The following is a 16,884-nucleotide window of genomic DNA, read 5'->3' as shown; positions in this document are numbered from 1 at the left end:
AAGTCATCATCGGCTTCCTCTTCAAGCTCAACCACCTCTCTTTGCTTTGCTCGCCATCGAGTAAACTATCAATATCATCAGGGTCCAGCTCTGCGCCTAAATCAGAATCTTGTTCGGAGGCTTCATCTATTAAATCATCAATATCAAAGTCATCTTCACTCTCACTTTGAACAAGCTCATCAATATCGATATCTTGCTGATCATCAGCTAATTCTTCACTTAATGCAGCAAGTGCATCATCGCTAACATCTAATTCCTCTTCATTGAGTTCTGATTCTGCATTAAGCATGTCATCTATTTCTGAAGAGCTCAGTAATTCATCTGTATCTCCATCTAAATCCAATGACACCGTATCACCGGCTTCCGTGTCTTGTTCATCAAAATTTTGCTGCAAGAAATCATCTAAGTCTTCAGGAGTGTCAGTTTCAGCTGTTTCATCATCAAATACGATATCATCGTTGAGTAAGCTATCTAACTCGTCTTGGTCAAGCTCCCCACTCCCCTCATCAAAGGCATCCTCTTCCAATGAGTCAAACATTATATCATCGTCTTCAGGTAAGATATCGTCGTCTAATTGAACGCTATCCTCAACCTCAGTTTCCGCTGCTGCCGTAGGCATACCCAAATCCAGAGGGTCGCTAGCTGCTGCTGGGGTTTGAGGTAAAAAGTCGTCTTCATCATCAACAGTATCTTGTGTTTGCTTGCGTTTTCTCAAAAAGAAAATTCCAGCACCAATTGCCAGCAAAGCAGGCAATGTTGCCAACAACACCAGTACAATTGGATTACTTAGAGCAGAGCTAAAATTAAAGCTGCTTTGTGATTGTTTGTTTTGTACTTCTTGACGTTCAATGAGTGCGGTTTGCAAGTTTAATACTGACTGTAACTGTTGTTGAATTTCGCTATCTTTTCCCAACTGCTCACGCACATTTTGTAATTCTTTTGAGATACTACCTAGCTGTTTCTTTAATTTATCATTTTCGACTAGGATTTCTTCAACATTTTTTACTGAGCTGCGAAACTGTGATTGCAAATCCATGAGTCTCGAGTCTTGCTCCAACTGAATTGATTTTAGTTGCTTAGTTAATGCATCTTGTGCCTCTTCAACATCAATCTTACGCGCTTGGGTGACTTTCTTCTGAGCCTCTTCTATTGACTGAGTATCAAGCATTCCGCTTTTTTTCAGTTCCCACAAAGCATCATCTTGATCAGAGCGCTGCCGTGCAAAGTTAGGGTTTTCTTTACGAATCTCTCCCATCGTAGGAATTTTCAAGTATGCGCCATCACGCATATGATTGAGGTTTTGGTCTAAAAATGCTTGAGGGTTTTTTCGATAAAGCGCGCTCATCACCTGATAAATACTCACTGAGTCATCAGGTCTAATTTTTTGAGCAATACGCCAAAGCGTATCAGAGGATTTAATTGGCCCAATTGATCGACCTTGCTGACCATAATCAACTCCTTTTGGCCCTTTAATTTGGGGCTCTTCTAAGCTGTTGACTGGCAATGTGATCAATGTGAAGACAAAGATACAAAAAACGACAAAACCGCGCATGTTGGTCCTTTCAGTACTATGTTCAACATTATTTTTTGCTAAACATCAAAATGTTGCTAATGATTGCTACTGCAAGCTCTATTCCAAGTTCAAACTATAAACCAGTTACCTTGGAATATCCATTGCAACGCATTGAAAATTAACATGCTTATAATAATTTATGATGAGTTAACTTTAGTTATAGCTAAATTGATAAGTCAAACGTCTGACATTATTGCTTTTGTTATGGCAAGTTGAGGCAATATGCTGCCATAAAGCAGCACATTATTAATGTATTATAATTATAGGTAGTTCGCTACGAGTTCTTCTGCTATCTGCACGCTATTAGTTGCCGCTCCCTTTCGAGTATTATCAGAAACAACCCAAAGGTTTAGGCCAAGTGGGTGAGAAATATCTTGTCGAACACGACCAACATACACAGTGTCATTACCGCTTGCATCACTCACTGGTGTTGGGTAATCCTGCTCATCTGTTATTAGTTCAACACCTGGCGCGTCACTTAACAGCTGCTTTACGTGCTCAATATCGTACGGCATTCTCGTTTCTAGGTGTATTGCTTCAGCATGCCCAAAAAATACAGGTACTCTCACCGCTGTAGGGTTTACCATTACACTACTATCACCTAAAATTTTATGTGTTTCCCACACCATCTTCATTTCTTCTTTGGTATAGCCATTATCTTGAAATACATCAATTTGAGGAATGACATTAAAGGCGATTTGTTTAGTAAAAACTTGACTATCAACTGGCCTTGCATTCATCAAGTTAGCGGTCTGTTTAGCAAGTTCATCAACCGCCTCTTTACCCGCTCCAGATACAGCTTGGTATGTTGAAACATTAATACGGTCAATGCCATAAGCATCATAAATTGGTTTTAACGCAACCAGCATTTGAATTGTTGAGCAGTTTGGGTTTGCAATAATGTTACGATTACGAAAATCAGCCAAACTAGCAGGGTTAACTTCAGGCACGATCAGTGGTACGTCATAATCGTATCTAAAATGTGATGTGTTATCAATTACCACGCATCCAGCTTCCGCAGCGATCGGAGCATACTTTTCTGAAACACTACCACCTGCTGAAAATAACCCTATGTGTGCCTGAGAAAAATCAAACTGTTCAACATCGAGTACTTCAATTTTCTCACCACGAAAATCGAGTTCTTCGCCAGCACTTCGACTACTAGCCAATGCAAATAACTGGTCAACTGGAAATTTGCGTTCTTCTAATATGTCTATAATTTGTTTACCTACCAGACCCGTAGCCCCTAATACCACCACATTAAACTTTTGCGACATATCAACCCTCATTCTTTTCAATTACATTAAAACCTAACGTTGCTAATACGTCCCCATGCACACTCATGTTATCAATGTTGAGTGTACTAAATTCACGTCTTGGGGGGTAGTTTTTACGCAGACTGTCAAAACCATGACTTGTTAAATTGGCTCGCATTAAACCATCATCTCTGCGAATATCATAGACTAGATGTACTAAACGCCCTAAGTCTTGTTCTGTTAGGGTTTTTTCTGTTCTACATTTAGTCAGCGCTGGGACGGGCAAAAATGCCTCAAGCTGTTTGTTAGCACATACGCCTAATCGTTCGCACAGGCCGTCATACAGCATTTGTGTGCCGCGCGCTTTACCTTCAAGGCTATGTCCTGCGATATGAACACTCGCAAACCGAGTGTATGGTAAAAGTGCAGTAAGAATATTGGGTTCATTCTCCCATACATCTAATACAAGTTCTAACCTTTGCCCATTTTGAAGTGATTTTAGCAAAGCTTGATTATCTATCACATCACCGCGACTAGCATTGATAAGCAGCATATTTTCTTTTAACTTGCTGATACGATTTTCATCCATTAAATGAAAAGTCTTATCTTCCCCCTCTTTAATCAATGGCACATGAAATGTCACGATATCAGCTTGTTCCAAAACAGCATCAATATCTATATGCTCGTCTAAATCCCCTTGCTTAAAACGCACAGGATCACACAATAATAATTTGATACCAGTATCGGCGAGCTTGTGCTGAAGGCACTTACCAATACTTCCAACGCCTACAATCCCCAAGGTTTTACCTTGTAAACAGGTATCAGTTTCTTGGGCATACGCATATAAAGCACTAATAACATATTCCGCTACTGCAACTGCATTACACCCCGGAGCATTTGTAAAAGCGATGTCTTGTTGTGCAAGTAGATGCGTATCAACATGATCAATACCAATCGTTGCAGTACCAACAAACTGCAACTTATTTGCCTGTGCCAACAAGGGCGCATTCACTTTAGTCACAGAGCGAATAAGTAACGCGTCCACATCCTGCAATGACGATGCCTGTAAGTTGCGACCATCAAAACGCTTAACTTCACCTAAATCAGAAAAAAACTCTTCTACCAAAGGCATATTTTGATCTGCGAGGATCTTCATTTAAAATTCCAAACTGTGCACGAGAGCGATATTGTATACCCAAGCTAATGTAAAATGCGAATTTCGCGATATTGTAATGAAATACCTCTACCCCTAGCCACTCTTAGTTTTTATCTTATGAACACCCGCTGCAATACCCGAAAACATAGCTATTAGTAACAACAAAACCATTAAAGTCGTGGTTTTTTGTTCTGGCAACACAAGTAAGGGACTCATTAACACTGCCAAAACATTAAAAAATGCCAGTGCCAGAGCCATATTTAAGTGTCCGTGATAACCATACCAAGCACTGATTAAACAGCAAAATAAGTTGAAGAAAATGGCGGGAGTATAAAGATTCACCGACATCCATGTTGCAAATAAAGAAATTGATACCACAAAAATTGAACTAATCATTTAAGGTTCCTTCCTTAATTAATCTTCTAAAACAATAGGCGTGAAAGCTCAAAAATCAATCTTTTTTACGGGTTAATTACCTTTTTAATTTACATCTTAAAAACACCTTGGCAATTAGTCGCTACAAAGCGCACTGACAGGGCTATACCAAATTTATATTTAAAGTAAGCGAATATTGCTTGTATTAACTACAGTAAATGAAGCGTTTTTTCTCTTGAAATGATTCGCCGTAAAGGCTAGTCTAGCCAAGGTGGTCAGACCTCTTATAAGGAAGAACAACATGACACTCATATTCACTTTAACTTTGATAGCGCTTGTTAGCATTGCAAGCTATCACCGAGCAAGCTGGAACACCTCAGTAGGTGTTGCTGCAATTACACTACTCATTGGTACCTTTTTTGGTGCATTTGGCGCATTCTCATGGTTACTCTTTTTAGCCATTGTGGTGCCGCTATCACTCACTAATATTCGTCAACAATATATTGTTGCACCTCTTTTCAAAGCGTTTAAAAAAGTAACGCCAACCATGTCAGATACTGAGAAATCGGCTATTGCTGCTGGCACTACTTGGTGGGAAGCCGACCTTTTTTGTGGTAACCCTGATTGGAAAAAGCTTCACCAGTATCCACAATCTCGCTTAACAATTGAGGAGCAGGCATTTTTAGATGGCCCAGTTGAAGAAGTATGCGCCATGCTAGACGATTGGAAAGCAACTCATGAACTAACCGACCTCCCTGAAGATGTATGGCAGTACCTAAAAGATAATAAATTCTTTGCCATGATCATTAAAAAACAGTATGGCGGTCTTGAGTTTTCGGCCTATGCACAATCTTGTGTATTGCAAAAGCTGACCAGTAAATCAACTTTACTATCATCTATTGTTGGCGTACCAAACTCGCTCGGTCCTGGCGAGTTACTTCAGCACTACGGTACTGAAGATCAAAAAGAACATTACCTACCTAAATTAGCCACAGGTCAAGAGATCCCCTGTTTTGCACTAACCTCTCCTGAAGCAGGTTCTGATGCATCAGCGATCCCTGACTTTGGTATTGTCTGCAAAGGCGAATGGGAAGGTAAAGAAACATTGGGTATTCGCCTTACTTGGAATAAGCGTTACATCACGTTAGCGCCTGTGGCAACAGTGCTTGGTTTAGCGTTTAAACTACGCGACCCTGATGGTTTACTAAGCGAAGACAAAGAACCTGGTATCACTTGTGCTTTGATCCCAACCAATACACCAGGCGTCAAAATTGGCCGCCGCCATTTCCCGCTGAATGTGCCATTTCAAAACGGTCCTACTCAAGGCGAAGATATTTTTGTTCCTATCGATTACATTATTGGTGGACCAGCAATGGCCGGACAAGGTTGGCGGATGCTCGTTGAATGTTTGTCTGTAGGGCGAGTGATCACGCTTCCTTCAAATTCGACTGGTGGTATAAAATCATTGGCTCTTGCGAGTGGCGCTTATAGTAGAATTCGTCGTCAATTCAAACTACCAATCGGTAAAATGGAAGGCATTGAGGAATCACTTGCTAAACTTGGTGGTTATGCATACAGCACCGATGCAGCAGTAAGCATGTCAACTGGTGCAGTTGATGCAGGCGAAAAGCCATCGGTGGTTTCAGCTATTTTAAAATATCACCTAACTGAACAAATGCGTACATCTACTATGCATGCCATGGATATTCACGGTGGTAAAGGTATTTGTTTGGGCCCAAATAATTATCTGGGTAGAGGTTATCAAGGTGCACCTATCGCCATTACTGTTGAAGGTGCAAACATTTTAACCCGTAATATGATTATCTACGGCCAGGGGGCGATTCGATGCCATCCATTTGTACTCGCTGAGCTTAATGCAGTGAGCATGGAAGACAAGCAAGCCGCTCTAGAGAGCTTTGATACGTCACTAATGGGCCACATTGGTTTTACCATTTCAAATCTGGTAAGAACTAAATGGTTAGCCTTAACAGGTGCACGTTTTACAAAAGTACCATACGACGACGAAACGGCAGTATTCTATCGCAATGCTAGCCGATACAGTGCATCATTAGCCCTCATGTCAGATATCTGTATGGCAGTTTTTGGTGGCTCATTAAAACGTAAAGAACGCATATCTGCGCGCTTAGGTGACTTGCTAAGTTACTTATATTTAGTATCAGCAACACTGAAACGCTATAACGATGAAGGCCGTAAGAAAGAAGACTTACCATTTGTACAATGGAGTTGCCAAGAGCATTTATACCTTTGTCAACGCGCCTTGGCTGACTTAATTAATAATATGCCTTCTGCAGTACTTCGTGGGTTATTAAAAGTAATGCTTTTCCCATTTGGTCGCCCTGTACGTAAACCGACTGATAAGCTTGAGCACAAGATTGCACACATACTGCAGACGCCAAATGCCTCTCGCGAGCGGTTGGCTGCACATATTTACCTAAAAGATGAGCCACTAAACATCCTAGGTAAACAAGAGCAAACTCTGCGCGATATCTTAGAGATTGAACCATTATTTGACAAAGTATGCCGTGCTAAAGGTACAAAGCTACCATTTACTCAACTAGATAAGGTAGCACAAATGGGCTTAGATTTGGGGGCTTTGAATGAAGATGAAGCAGACAAACTGAGCGCTGTAGAGGCCAAACGTTTAGCCGTCATTAATGTTGATGACTTTGATCCCAGTGAACTCACCGCAGGTCAAGGTGCTAAACCTAATACACAAGGTGCCAGTGCCGCCTAAATTTACTGCATTTCTAAAATGAATCAAAGCCAGCTAATTAGCTGGCTTTTTCATAACTTCAAACTAATATTTTTATCATATAAATTAGCACACTTACACTTGCCCAGCATACCGCCAAACTCTTTGGTCGCCTTGCAGCACACCACTGTAGCAAAGGCATGAACAACAAAGTTAGTAACATAAATATATCAAAGTCCAACACAAATACAATTAAGCACCAAGATAATAAATATAGAATAAAAACAATGGTATGAAGCGTGACTACAATAACTTGTTGTTGTTTTAAACTGAGCCAAAACAATCTATGTTCTTGGACTAGTTTAGTGGTTTTTATACACATCGAGGCCCATAAAAGAAGCACAATCAGCGCAACCATAGGTGCATACCAATGTAGTAGCTCGGGGCGCTCTTTACCTATGATAGCAACTCCCAAAGTAAATAGTAAACCAATCACCATACGCCATATCAATGACCAAGCATTATTAAGCCCATAAACAAGCCAAAATGACCACGCATTTAGCTGCGAAGGTACATATACAAACTTCAAAGGCTTAAACCAACACGCAACGAGCACGATGGCATTAAATGTAAGCAAGTAGCTTATGCTCGACAATCCAAGTGCCAACAATACTATTGCACTGCCTAATGCCCACACTACGGCCTGTGGTCGATACAGGAGTACAATAGCCAAGCTTACCTGAGTCGCAATAAACGCAACAAAGTGTGGTGCTCTCATCAATTTGTCCCAATCCATAGCAAACGCCAAAATTAAGGATAACCAAAGCAATATGTGGCTTACTAGCAACAGAGTAAAATCAGCAACTAAGTGTCTTAATCGATAACTATGTAAAGAAAAGTGAAACAATCTATGTGGCGTATCTAAGATCACAGGCTTTAATACACACAGGAGCAAAGTTTGCATCAACAAGTAACCCAACATCATTTGATTTGTGGTTTCTACACTGTCACTTTGTACAACTTTACCTAAGCCAAAAAATAGGCCAGCAAGCAAACCTGGAAGGAAAATATAAAACAATGTTGAGATCATCAGAGCAAATTGACTGAGCTGCCGTAATAGCTCCTTTAGTGCGTACCCAAAGGCTTGTTTACGATATTGATAATAATTCACCTCTACGCCACCACCTCTGTTGAGAATAAGTGCTGGGTGACAAAGCCCACATCAAGAAATGGTTGTGGCTCATGACTACTGATCAATACCTGTCCAGAAAATGACTGCAACCAATGACACAACACTTCAACGCCATGTTGATCAAGTGCTGCACTAGGTTCATCTAAAATTAAGTAAGGCGTGTTACGCATAATCGCATTAAGCAATTGCAATTTTTTATGATTTCCTGAGGATAAGTCTTTTACTAGGGTATCTAAAAATGGTTCAAAACCGAGTACTTGAGCAAGTGTTAAAGGCATATCGCAAGCCCAACTTTTACTTGTCATAGAGAGTATTTGTCGCGCAGTTAAAAACTCAGGAAAGGGTATTTTATCAGAGCCTAAAGCTACATGATCTTGTAATGCAGTTACTCTCTTACCCGCGAGCAAAATGTCTCCTGTATAATAAGGGTCCAAGCCTGCAATTAAAGTGAAAAGAGTAGTTTTCCCGAGACCATTCTCACCCAGAACACAACATTTCGATGCAACAAATTGGTTGCTGTAATTATGAAATACCTGTTTATTTGCAAACTGTTTATGTAATTTAATAACACCAATCATCAAATAAATCCTTATTTTTGACGTATGTTATCATTTTAAGACAAAGTGAAATACCGGTGGATTTCCCATATATTGTTACAAGGTATTATTAAAATAATGGCGCTAAGGCATAATAGAAATGCTATAAAAATAGGTTTAAATATATGGATGGGATTCATATAAGGCAGTAAATAAATGGCGGAGTGGACGGGACTCGAACCCGCGACCCCCGGCGTGACAGGCCGGTATTCTAACCAACTGAACTACCACTCCGCAGTGGTATGCGTTTATAGAGCGTCCTCTTATACCAATAACATAAAATAAATGACCAGATATTGCGGCAGATAAGTTGTTAATTCACTAGAGAAAAGCTACGGTATGTAGTTATTCTACATGAGCAACTTTTAACATAATTTGTGAGTTGTAGCTCACTAGTAATTATTAATGTTTTAATAAACTTGGTATTAGATATCAAATGGCGGAGTGGACGGGACTCGAACCCGCGACCCCCGGCGTGACAGGCCGGTATTCTAACCAACTGAACTACCACTCCGTATTATTCTTGCTACCAGACTGCTCCCTGACAGCGGCGTGAATAATACGAATCGACCCCATGAGAGTCAACAGTTTTTTTGAAAAATACTCGCTTTTTTAGTCATCTGTCATCGAAAGGTTCAAAATATCACCTGTTTTGTCATTTTTTGAGCCATTTTTATCTGCATTTGTTTTCTCACCTTTATTTTCTGCGTCTTGTTCAGGCTCATTCTTCTTAGATTTAAATAGCGCAAACTTAAATTTAAAATTAATTGGCTTATTTTGCACCAACACTCTGATTGCCAACCAACCAATTAGCAAAATGAATATATTCCCAATCACAATAACACTGACCACTAGAGTTGTATTTAATTCTGGTTCAGGGGGAGGCTCTGGCAATAATACTACTGGAATAGGTTGAGCTAACTCAGGGACTTTTTCAATAGGTCGCTCAATTTCAAATTTATACATCGGTAAAGTCGCCATAAACTCGCGACCATTGATGTTTTCACCAAACGCTGATAGCTCGACGCTATAGCGCCCCCAGTCATAGTTCTTTATTGGTAAAATTCTATATAAGCGGTTGTGCGGCTCTGTTGCAAATGGCTGCTCTTCACCATTTGGGTAAAAAATCTTTCCTTGAAAAATAACAGACTCTGGCTCGACAGTTTGATTATCAATTTTAATCATTAGCTCATGATCAAACTCACTGTTGTCAGATAGAGTCAACTCATAATCAAATGGCGGTTCAGACAGTAAAATAGGCTGAGCAACAACTTTACGCTTAACTAGAGGCGTTTCAACGTGAAACTCTGGTCGCCACTCCCCTGCAGGAAACGTCAGCTTAAATTCACCTGTGAATACTCCATCCATTGGACGCTCATCAAAGTCCCTTCCATCATCTTTAAACTCGGTAACACTTTGTGTACCGGCTCCAAAATTATCATAGTTATCATTATTGGTACTGACAAAATCCACCACGAGTGACACTACATCACGAAAGTACCCAATCTTAATCGGCTTACCATCATTGGTTACTTTTCCCGTTACCTTGAGCGTCTCCCCCCTAAAAACCAGCGGTGGCAATGGTTCAACATTCAACTCTATCTCTCCTACAACCATAACACGGCTATCAGGGCGAATATTACCTATTACTTGCCAAGGCCCGGGTGTTGGGTTACTTATCACAATAAGGTCAAAGCTTACCTCGTCATACCATTGCAAGGTCTCGTCTCGCAACGCATGGGTTGCATATATTTTACTTCCATCGGGTTGAACTAAAACAACTGCAGGTGAGCCTGGTCTGCGAAAGAATAGCAAAGAAATTTTATCAACCTTGTGGTCAATCCGAAAACGATTATCAAGTAACGGTACCTCATTAGAAACGCCATCACGCTCTAGCACTGTGATTGAGGGTGCCCCAACAACAAACGTTGACATCATCATAATGCTTAGCCAAAGACAAAATCGTTTCATATCTTTACCTCTTTATTGTTGCCACAAAGTCTCACCATCTTTGTTAACTACTTGCAGTCGCTCCTGATGTGCTTGCAGTTCTTCAGGTGTTGCTTTAACGACTTTCAAGCTCGGGCGATTTGCCGCTAATCGACGAATTTTGCCATCATCTTGTTCATTTGTATCATTACCCGTTGATAAGTTTAGCTTAACTTGGCCGCCCGTCATGCCAAGATATACGTCAGCTAAAATTTCAGAATCCAGCAATGCACCGTGTAACGTTCGTTTAGAGTTATCTATATCGTAACGCCGACACAATGCATCAAGATTATTCTTTTGACCCGGATGCAAGTTACGCGCCATGACTAAGGTATCGAGCACTTCACAATAATCACGAGTTGCCGGAAAGCCTTTATTCAACTTAGCAAATTCATGATCCATAAACCCGACATCAAACGGAGCATTATGTATAACCAATTCTGCACCTTTTATGTAATCAAAAAACTCTTGAGCTATATCATGAAATAACGGTTTACCGTGCAAAAATTCATTTGTAATACCGTGAACATCAATGGCTTCCTCTTCTATTTCCCTTTGAGGGTTGATGTATACATGAAAGTTATTGCCTGTCAGTCGCCGATTAATTAGCTCAACACAGCCTACTTCTATTATCCTATGTCCGGCCTTGGGATCGATGCCCGTTGTTTCCGTATCTAGGACTATTTGTCTTTTTAACATATCGTCTGTCGCCCAACTTTGCTATCGTTAGCCATTAATAATTACATTCTACATAAAAACAGGGCTATTCGTGCAAAAAACCGTAGAGATTTATACTGATGGGTCATGCCTTGGAAATCCAGGCCCCGGCGGTTATGGCGTTTACATGCGCTATCAAAGTCATGAAAAAACATTATCTAAAGGCTATCAACTGACCACAAACAACCGTATGGAGATGCTCGCAGCAATCACCGCTTTAGAAGCTCTGACTAGAGATTGTGATATCGTACTATACACCGATAGCCAATATGTAAAACAAGGTATTGAGTCTTGGTTAGCAAACTGGAAAAAGCGCAATTGGCTAACAGCATCAAAAGCCCCCGTCAAAAACGTTGATCTTTGGCAAAGGTTAGACATTGCGTGTCAACGCCACACTATACAGTGGCAATGGGTAAAAGGTCACAGTGGTAATAAATACAATGAACTAGTTGATGACTTAGCCCGTGAAGCAGCCTCATCCGACTCTTTAGAGTTAGATGTAGGTTATCAAGTATAACGCGCTATTTATCACTCGATGAGCATGTTTGTGTTAAACGCGCACTTTTTACAGCAGGTGCCCATTTAGGTCTGGCATGCCACTTAGGCTTAATCGGAGTAAGTGGCGCAACGCGCTTACGCGCAACTAAAATATAACAGCTACCCATTGGCTTTAAATATTGTCGACAAAATTGCCGCCAAGGAGCAAATCGTGATAGTCGACTCCCTCGTGCAAGTGAGGCATGAATAAACCGTTCATCAGCAAGAATCTCAAAGCCTAATAAATCTAACCAATCTTTCACTCGTGATGGCGTAAAAAAACGCCCTGACCAAGGTAGTTTTTCTTTACTAAATGGTAGTAAGTTTGCCAAACCGCACAAACTAAATGGATTAAAGCCGCTGATAACAATATACCCACCGGGGATCAAAGTACGATGTGCCTCTCGCAAAATATGATGGGGGTCGGAATGATACTCAAGACATTGGCTCAATATGCACGCATCGACACTGTGCTCAGAAAAAGGCAATTCATCAATTTCAGCCACTACACCAACATGGCCAAGCGCATAAGGAGATACACAAACTTGGTGCTTAATTGCACTGTTAGAGGTATCTATTTGCCCACTAAGGCTGCCCAGTTTCAGCATATGGTAACCAAACATTCTCGGTAACCATTGCTCTACGCGTTTTTCAATACCGATACGCAAATATTCGCCATGAGGAAAGTCCTTCCATTCAAGCGGTTTTGGGCCTTGTTGAAAACTTAAGGCTGGTTTCATCGAATTCGCTCGTTATACTAATGCTACTACTCACTTTATAGAGCAATTAACTATGGTGCAAGTCAAGCCAATAAAAGCATTTGATGATAATTATATTTGGGCAATTCATGATACAACTCAAAAGCAAGTATGGGTAGTTGACCCCGGCCAAGCTGAACCAGTTGTTAGGTTTTTAAATGATAACCAAGCAAGTTTACAAGGAATTTTAGTCACTCACCATCACTGGGATCATACAACCGGTATAGCGTCACTAAAGGAGATTACGCCTCAACTGAGAGTGTTTGGCCCCGCAAACTCTCCTTATAATGGGATCACTGACCCATTATATGAAGGTGATACAATAACGGTATTCAACATTGAATTCGCTGTTATTGAAACACCGGGCCATACACTTGATCATATTTGCTACTTAAACCACAAATTGTGCTTTACAGGCGATACGCTATTTAGTGCTGGGTGTGGCCGTTTAATGGAAGGTAACGCAGAACAAATGTGGCAATCTCTCAAAAAGTTCACGCCTTTAAAAGATGAAACCTTAATGTATTGTACCCATGAGTACACCATGGCAAATTTGGCTTTTGCCTGTGCCGTTGAGCCTGACAATCAAGATATTAGTGAGTACAAGCAATGGGCAGCTTCTAGAAGAAGTAACAACTTACCTACCCTACCTAGCACGTTTGGTAAAGAGCGTGCTGTTAATCCTTTTTTACGCGCTAACTTGAGTCATATCAGTGAGTATATTCCTAAACATATCAAAAGCAATCTATCTGAACCTTGGCAAGTTTTTGCAGCACTGAGAGTTTGGAAAGATAAGTTTTAGTCATCAGGGAACATGAATCACTTTTAATATAGCCACTTAACAGGTAGTATTGTCCGGTTTTTGCGCGAGTAACAGAAAAATTATCTATGAATAAATTGTCCATTTCCCTGCTCTTGATAGCCCTATTAAGTACCGGCTGTCAAACCATTCCAGATGTCACTAAGCCAACAGAGCCAGTAGTATCACGACTCAATCATGCAAGTCCTGCTCAGATCAGTGATACCTTGCTTAACGCAATTCATGAACCAATTGAAGCAGATGAACCTCCCCCCGTCTTTGACGACGTATGGGAACGTATTCGCTACCAACTCTCAATAAATGTGCCTCAAAATAGGCCCGTTGTTTCAGAGCGAAATTACTATCAGCGTCACCAAGCTTACTTAGACCGTATTTCTAAACGTGCTGAACCCTATTTATACTTTATTGTTGAAGAAGTAGAAAAACGTCAAATGCCAATTGAAATTGCGTTATTACCTATCGTAGAGAGTGCTTTCGACCCATTTGGTTACTCTCACCGTAGTGCATCTGGCATTTGGCAGTTTATGCCAAAAACGGGAGAGCGATTTAATCTAAAGCAAAATTGGTGGTATGACGGACGCAGAGATATTGTACAATCAACCCGCGCAGCACTTGATTATTTAAGCTATTTACATAAAACCTTAGAGGGTGACTGGCTTAATGCAATAGCCGCCTATAATTCTGGCGAAGGGCGCTTATTAAAAGCAATAAGGAAAAACCGCAAAAAGCATTTACCAACAGACTTTTGGTCACTTGACTTACCAAGAGAAACAACCGCATATGTACCTAAACTATTAGCTCTATCAGACCTATTAAAGCGCCAAGATGAGTTTAACGTAAGTTGGAAAAAAATTATCAATGCGCAAGTTGTAGAGCCTGTAGATATTGGTTCACAAATTGACTTAGCATTTGCAGCTGACATGGCTGGTATTTCTTTAACTGAGCTTTACCGGCTCAATCCAGCATTTAATCGCTGGGCAAGTGACCCTAATGGCCCACACTCATTGCTGCTACCAGTCGATAAAATAACAGTATTTAAAGAAAAGCTTGCAGCTACGCCAATAAAAGAGCGCTTGCGCTGGCAACATTATGCCGTTAAAAAAGGCGATACACTTTCCGTCATTGCAGCTAAGTTTTCCACCAGCACCAATGCAATTCAATCGTTAAATAAGTTAGACTCACACATCATTCGTATCGGCCAAAACTTGCTTGTTCCATTAAGCGAGGGTGAATTTAAAAGCGAGCACTTACCAACTAATGTTCGTAACTCAATCACTCATGCTACTAGAACTAAAAAGGTTCATGTCGTGACAAATGGAGACACATTGTGGGATATCAGTCGAGAGTACGATGTCACTATTAAGCAGTTAGCCAACTGGAACAAACTTAAACCCAATTCTATTTTACGTTTGGGACAAAAGCTGAACGTTTATAAGCAAACACAACGTGCGAAAATGGTAAATAATACCAATAACCGCACTATTACTTATAAGGTTAAACGTGGCGATTCACTGGCCAGAATTGCATCAAAATTCAATCTGACTATTAAAGAGATAGTAAAGTGGAATGAACTTGAAGGGCAAAAATACTTACATCCCGGACAAAAACTAAAATTAAAAGTAGATGTTAAAAGTTCATAAAAAAAGCGCCTTAATGGCGCTTTTTTACAAATGAGCAACCCAGCGCATTAACCAAGGAGCGGTTGGCTCCCAAGCTTCAAAGTGCTCACCCGCATCTATATCTAAACGTTCAATTGGTAAAGTAGCATTCAGCTCCTGAGCCAACGCATCGATTTGTCGCCCTGCTCCACAAAACGTTTCTCCATAGCTGCTGTCTCCAAGAGCTATTACGCCAACCTTTTTATCTGTAAGCATGGGAAATTGACCTTGCATTTGTAAAAACAACGGCAATATATTATCTGGCAAATCTCCCGATCCCGTCGTCGAGGTTATAAACAATATATTTTTCGCACTTTGCAGTTGCTCAAATGTATCTTGCTCACAAATAACCGCGTCATGCCCTAAGCTTGTGAGTTTATTTTTTACCTCGATTGCCAAGTTATCCGCATTGCCATACATACTACCTACAAATATAGATACCGATGCCATTAAGCATAATCCTTCTGAGTTGTAGGCCAACCTAATTGCTCGAAAATCGACAATATAGATGCTGTTAGGTTAGCTCTGATTGTAATGTTTTGTTGAGTATAAGGATGAACAAACTTAAGTGAAGTTGCAAACAACATCAACCTTTGCGCACCAAAATACTCGTAAAAGAAATGGTTATGTTTGTTATCACCGTGATTAACATCACCAATAATCGGATAAGACAAATGATTTAAATGCCGGCGAATTTGATGTTTTCGTCCCGTTTTTGGAAAGCACTCAACCAATGAATAACGAATACTTGGATATTTGCCAAACTCAATCGGTAAACTGGCTTGGTACAGGCAGTTAAACTGTGTTTGCGCCTCTTGCGGTGCTTTGTTTTGATCAGCAAATTTATCGGCTATTTTATCAAGTTCTTCTTTAAGTGGTTTATCCACAAATACTGATTCTGGTGCAAACCCTCTAACTAAAGCCAAATAACGTTTTTCAATTTTTCCATCTATAAACACTTGATTGATATCTCGCGCAGCTTGCGAGCTAAGCGCAAACAATAGTACTCCTGATGTAGGCCTGTCTAAACGATGCACTGGAAACACATGTTGCCCAAGCTGATCTCGTAACATTTGCATTGCAAATTGCGTTTCCCTCTTGTCTAAAAACGAGCGATGTACTAATAACCCTGATGGCTTATTAATAGCTACATAGTTTTCGTCTTGATAAACAATCTCTAGCATTTTTCGCCTTTAGTTAAGCTGTTATCTAGACGCACTAAAACATCGTGTACGTTGTCGTAGTTAGAGTGTGAGCATAAAGTCATTTCTGCCATCGGGGCCAATGCAATATTATTTGGCAATGGGTCTTCTTGCTCAGCTAATCGAGACATCTTTGGGATAAACACAAACTGCAACCATTGCTCAAAACGCAGTGTGTCGCAACAAAAAGGCGCCGCTGAGCGTAGCAACTGTGAATTTACCGGCTCAGTCTGCCAAAGTTCAGCACGTTCAAGCGCCCGCTCCAGTTCTTGCAATAACAAGCAAACATGTTGATGTAATGTACTCGGCATTACTAAAACTCTTATGAATAGATTTATTGCA

16 protein-coding genes and 2 tRNA genes are annotated in these 16,884 nt (G+C 40.5%); 4 read left to right on the top strand and 14 right to left on the bottom strand.

Features of this window, described 5'->3' with window-relative positions; genetic code table 11:
- The 4 genes from SANK73390_RS13420 to SANK73390_RS13405 all read right to left on the bottom strand — a co-directional run.
- Window positions 1-1,552 (bottom strand): FimV/HubP family polar landmark protein (locus tag SANK73390_RS13420; RefSeq protein ID WP_462766518.1); only part of this gene is annotated, 1,552 nt, incomplete at its 3' end.
- Between the two features lie 281 nt (window positions 1,553-1,833).
- Complete coding sequence (locus tag SANK73390_RS13415; RefSeq protein WP_462766516.1) at window positions 1,834-2,850, bottom strand: aspartate-semialdehyde dehydrogenase; 1,017 nt, start codon at window positions 2,848-2,850, stop codon at window positions 1,834-1,836.
- A 1-nt stretch (window position 2,851) separates the two neighbouring features.
- Entirely contained in the window at window positions 2,852-3,985 is a 1,134-nt protein-coding gene (locus tag SANK73390_RS13410; protein WP_462766515.1) for a 4-phosphoerythronate dehydrogenase, read from the bottom strand.
- Window positions 3,986-4,078: 93 nt separating this feature from the next.
- Window positions 4,079-4,381, bottom strand: a complete 303-nt coding sequence (locus SANK73390_RS13405; RefSeq protein WP_261627111.1) for a DUF6419 family natural product biosynthesis protein — start codon at window positions 4,379-4,381, stop codon at window positions 4,079-4,081.
- A 280-nt stretch (window positions 4,382-4,661) separates the two neighbouring features.
- Here SANK73390_RS13405 and fadE point away from each other — a divergent pair, with 280 nt between their 5' ends.
- Window positions 4,662-7,115 carry an acyl-CoA dehydrogenase FadE gene (gene fadE, locus SANK73390_RS13400; protein WP_462766513.1) on the top strand — a complete coding sequence of 818 codons (2,454 nt, stop codon included), beginning with the start codon at window positions 4,662-4,664 and terminating at the stop codon, window positions 7,113-7,115.
- A 58-nt stretch (window positions 7,116-7,173) separates the two neighbouring features.
- On the opposite strand, the gene SANK73390_RS13395 is transcribed toward fadE, so the two are convergent.
- The 6 genes from SANK73390_RS13395 to dnaQ all read right to left on the bottom strand — a co-directional run bounded on the left by SANK73390_RS13395 (window position 7,174) and on the right by dnaQ (window position 11,549).
- Complete coding sequence (locus SANK73390_RS13395) at window positions 7,174-8,244, bottom strand: DUF6136 family protein (RefSeq protein ID WP_462766512.1); 1,071 nt, start codon at window positions 8,242-8,244, stop codon at window positions 7,174-7,176.
- A gap of 2 nt (window positions 8,245-8,246) precedes the next feature.
- Window positions 8,247-8,843: an ABC transporter ATP-binding protein gene (locus tag SANK73390_RS13390; RefSeq protein ID WP_462766510.1), complete on the bottom strand. Its 597-nt coding sequence runs from the start codon at window positions 8,841-8,843 to the stop codon at window positions 8,247-8,249.
- Between the two features lie 175 nt (window positions 8,844-9,018).
- A tRNA-Asp gene (locus SANK73390_RS13385) sits at window positions 9,019-9,095 on the bottom strand.
- A gap of 203 nt (window positions 9,096-9,298) precedes the next feature.
- A tRNA-Asp gene (locus tag SANK73390_RS13380) sits at window positions 9,299-9,375 on the bottom strand.
- A gap of 98 nt (window positions 9,376-9,473) precedes the next feature.
- On the bottom strand, window positions 9,474-10,832 hold the full coding sequence (locus SANK73390_RS13375; RefSeq protein ID WP_462766508.1) for a TIGR03503 family protein: 1,359 nt from the start codon (window positions 10,830-10,832) through the stop codon (window positions 9,474-9,476).
- A gap of 12 nt (window positions 10,833-10,844) precedes the next feature.
- A complete protein-coding gene (gene dnaQ / locus SANK73390_RS13370) occupies window positions 10,845-11,549 on the bottom strand; it encodes a DNA polymerase III subunit epsilon (RefSeq protein WP_462766506.1) in 705 nt (234 codons plus the stop codon).
- Between the two features lie 70 nt (window positions 11,550-11,619).
- Between dnaQ and rnhA the strand changes: the two genes are divergently transcribed.
- Complete coding sequence (gene rnhA / locus SANK73390_RS13365; RefSeq protein ID WP_462766504.1) at window positions 11,620-12,084, top strand: ribonuclease HI; 465 nt, start codon at window positions 11,620-11,622, stop codon at window positions 12,082-12,084.
- Window positions 12,085-12,088: 4 nt separating this feature from the next.
- On the opposite strand, the gene SANK73390_RS13360 is transcribed toward rnhA, so the two are convergent.
- A complete protein-coding gene (locus SANK73390_RS13360) occupies window positions 12,089-12,844 on the bottom strand; it encodes a class I SAM-dependent methyltransferase (RefSeq protein ID WP_462766502.1) in 756 nt (251 codons plus the stop codon).
- A gap of 52 nt (window positions 12,845-12,896) precedes the next feature.
- Here SANK73390_RS13360 and gloB point away from each other — a divergent pair, with 52 nt between their 5' ends.
- Both gloB and SANK73390_RS13350 read left to right on the top strand, forming a co-directional pair.
- Window positions 12,897-13,664, top strand: a complete 768-nt coding sequence (gene gloB, locus SANK73390_RS13355; protein WP_462766501.1) for a hydroxyacylglutathione hydrolase — start codon at window positions 12,897-12,899, stop codon at window positions 13,662-13,664.
- A gap of 86 nt (window positions 13,665-13,750) precedes the next feature.
- Complete coding sequence (locus SANK73390_RS13350; RefSeq protein WP_462766500.1) at window positions 13,751-15,322, top strand: LysM peptidoglycan-binding domain-containing protein; 1,572 nt, start codon at window positions 13,751-13,753, stop codon at window positions 15,320-15,322.
- A 24-nt stretch (window positions 15,323-15,346) separates the two neighbouring features.
- Here the strand turns inward: SANK73390_RS13350 and SANK73390_RS13345 are convergent, their stop codons facing one another.
- From SANK73390_RS13345 to SANK73390_RS13335, 3 genes are read right to left on the bottom strand one after another with little or no spacing between them, the layout of a single operon-like run.
- Window positions 15,347-15,790: a flavodoxin gene (locus SANK73390_RS13345; RefSeq protein ID WP_462766499.1), complete on the bottom strand. Its 444-nt coding sequence runs from the start codon at window positions 15,788-15,790 to the stop codon at window positions 15,347-15,349.
- The gene (gene truC / locus SANK73390_RS13340) at window positions 15,790-16,524 is read right to left on the bottom strand and encodes a tRNA pseudouridine(65) synthase TruC (protein ID WP_462766497.1); all 735 of its coding nucleotides are present in this window, start codon (window positions 16,522-16,524) and stop codon (window positions 15,790-15,792) included. The genes SANK73390_RS13345 and truC overlap by 1 nt, the downstream gene beginning before the upstream one ends.
- On the bottom strand, window positions 16,518-16,853 hold the full coding sequence (locus SANK73390_RS13335; protein WP_462766496.1) for a YqcC family protein: 336 nt from the start codon (window positions 16,851-16,853) through the stop codon (window positions 16,518-16,520). Before SANK73390_RS13335 ends, truC begins: the two co-directional genes overlap by 7 nt.
- Window positions 16,854-16,884: the final 31 nt, after the last annotated feature.

The sequence above is a fragment of the Pseudoalteromonas sp. SANK 73390 genome, from assembly GCF_054966645.1.
The sequence above is the reverse complement of the archived record's forward strand: the minus strand, read 5'-3'. Positions and strand labels throughout refer to the sequence as shown.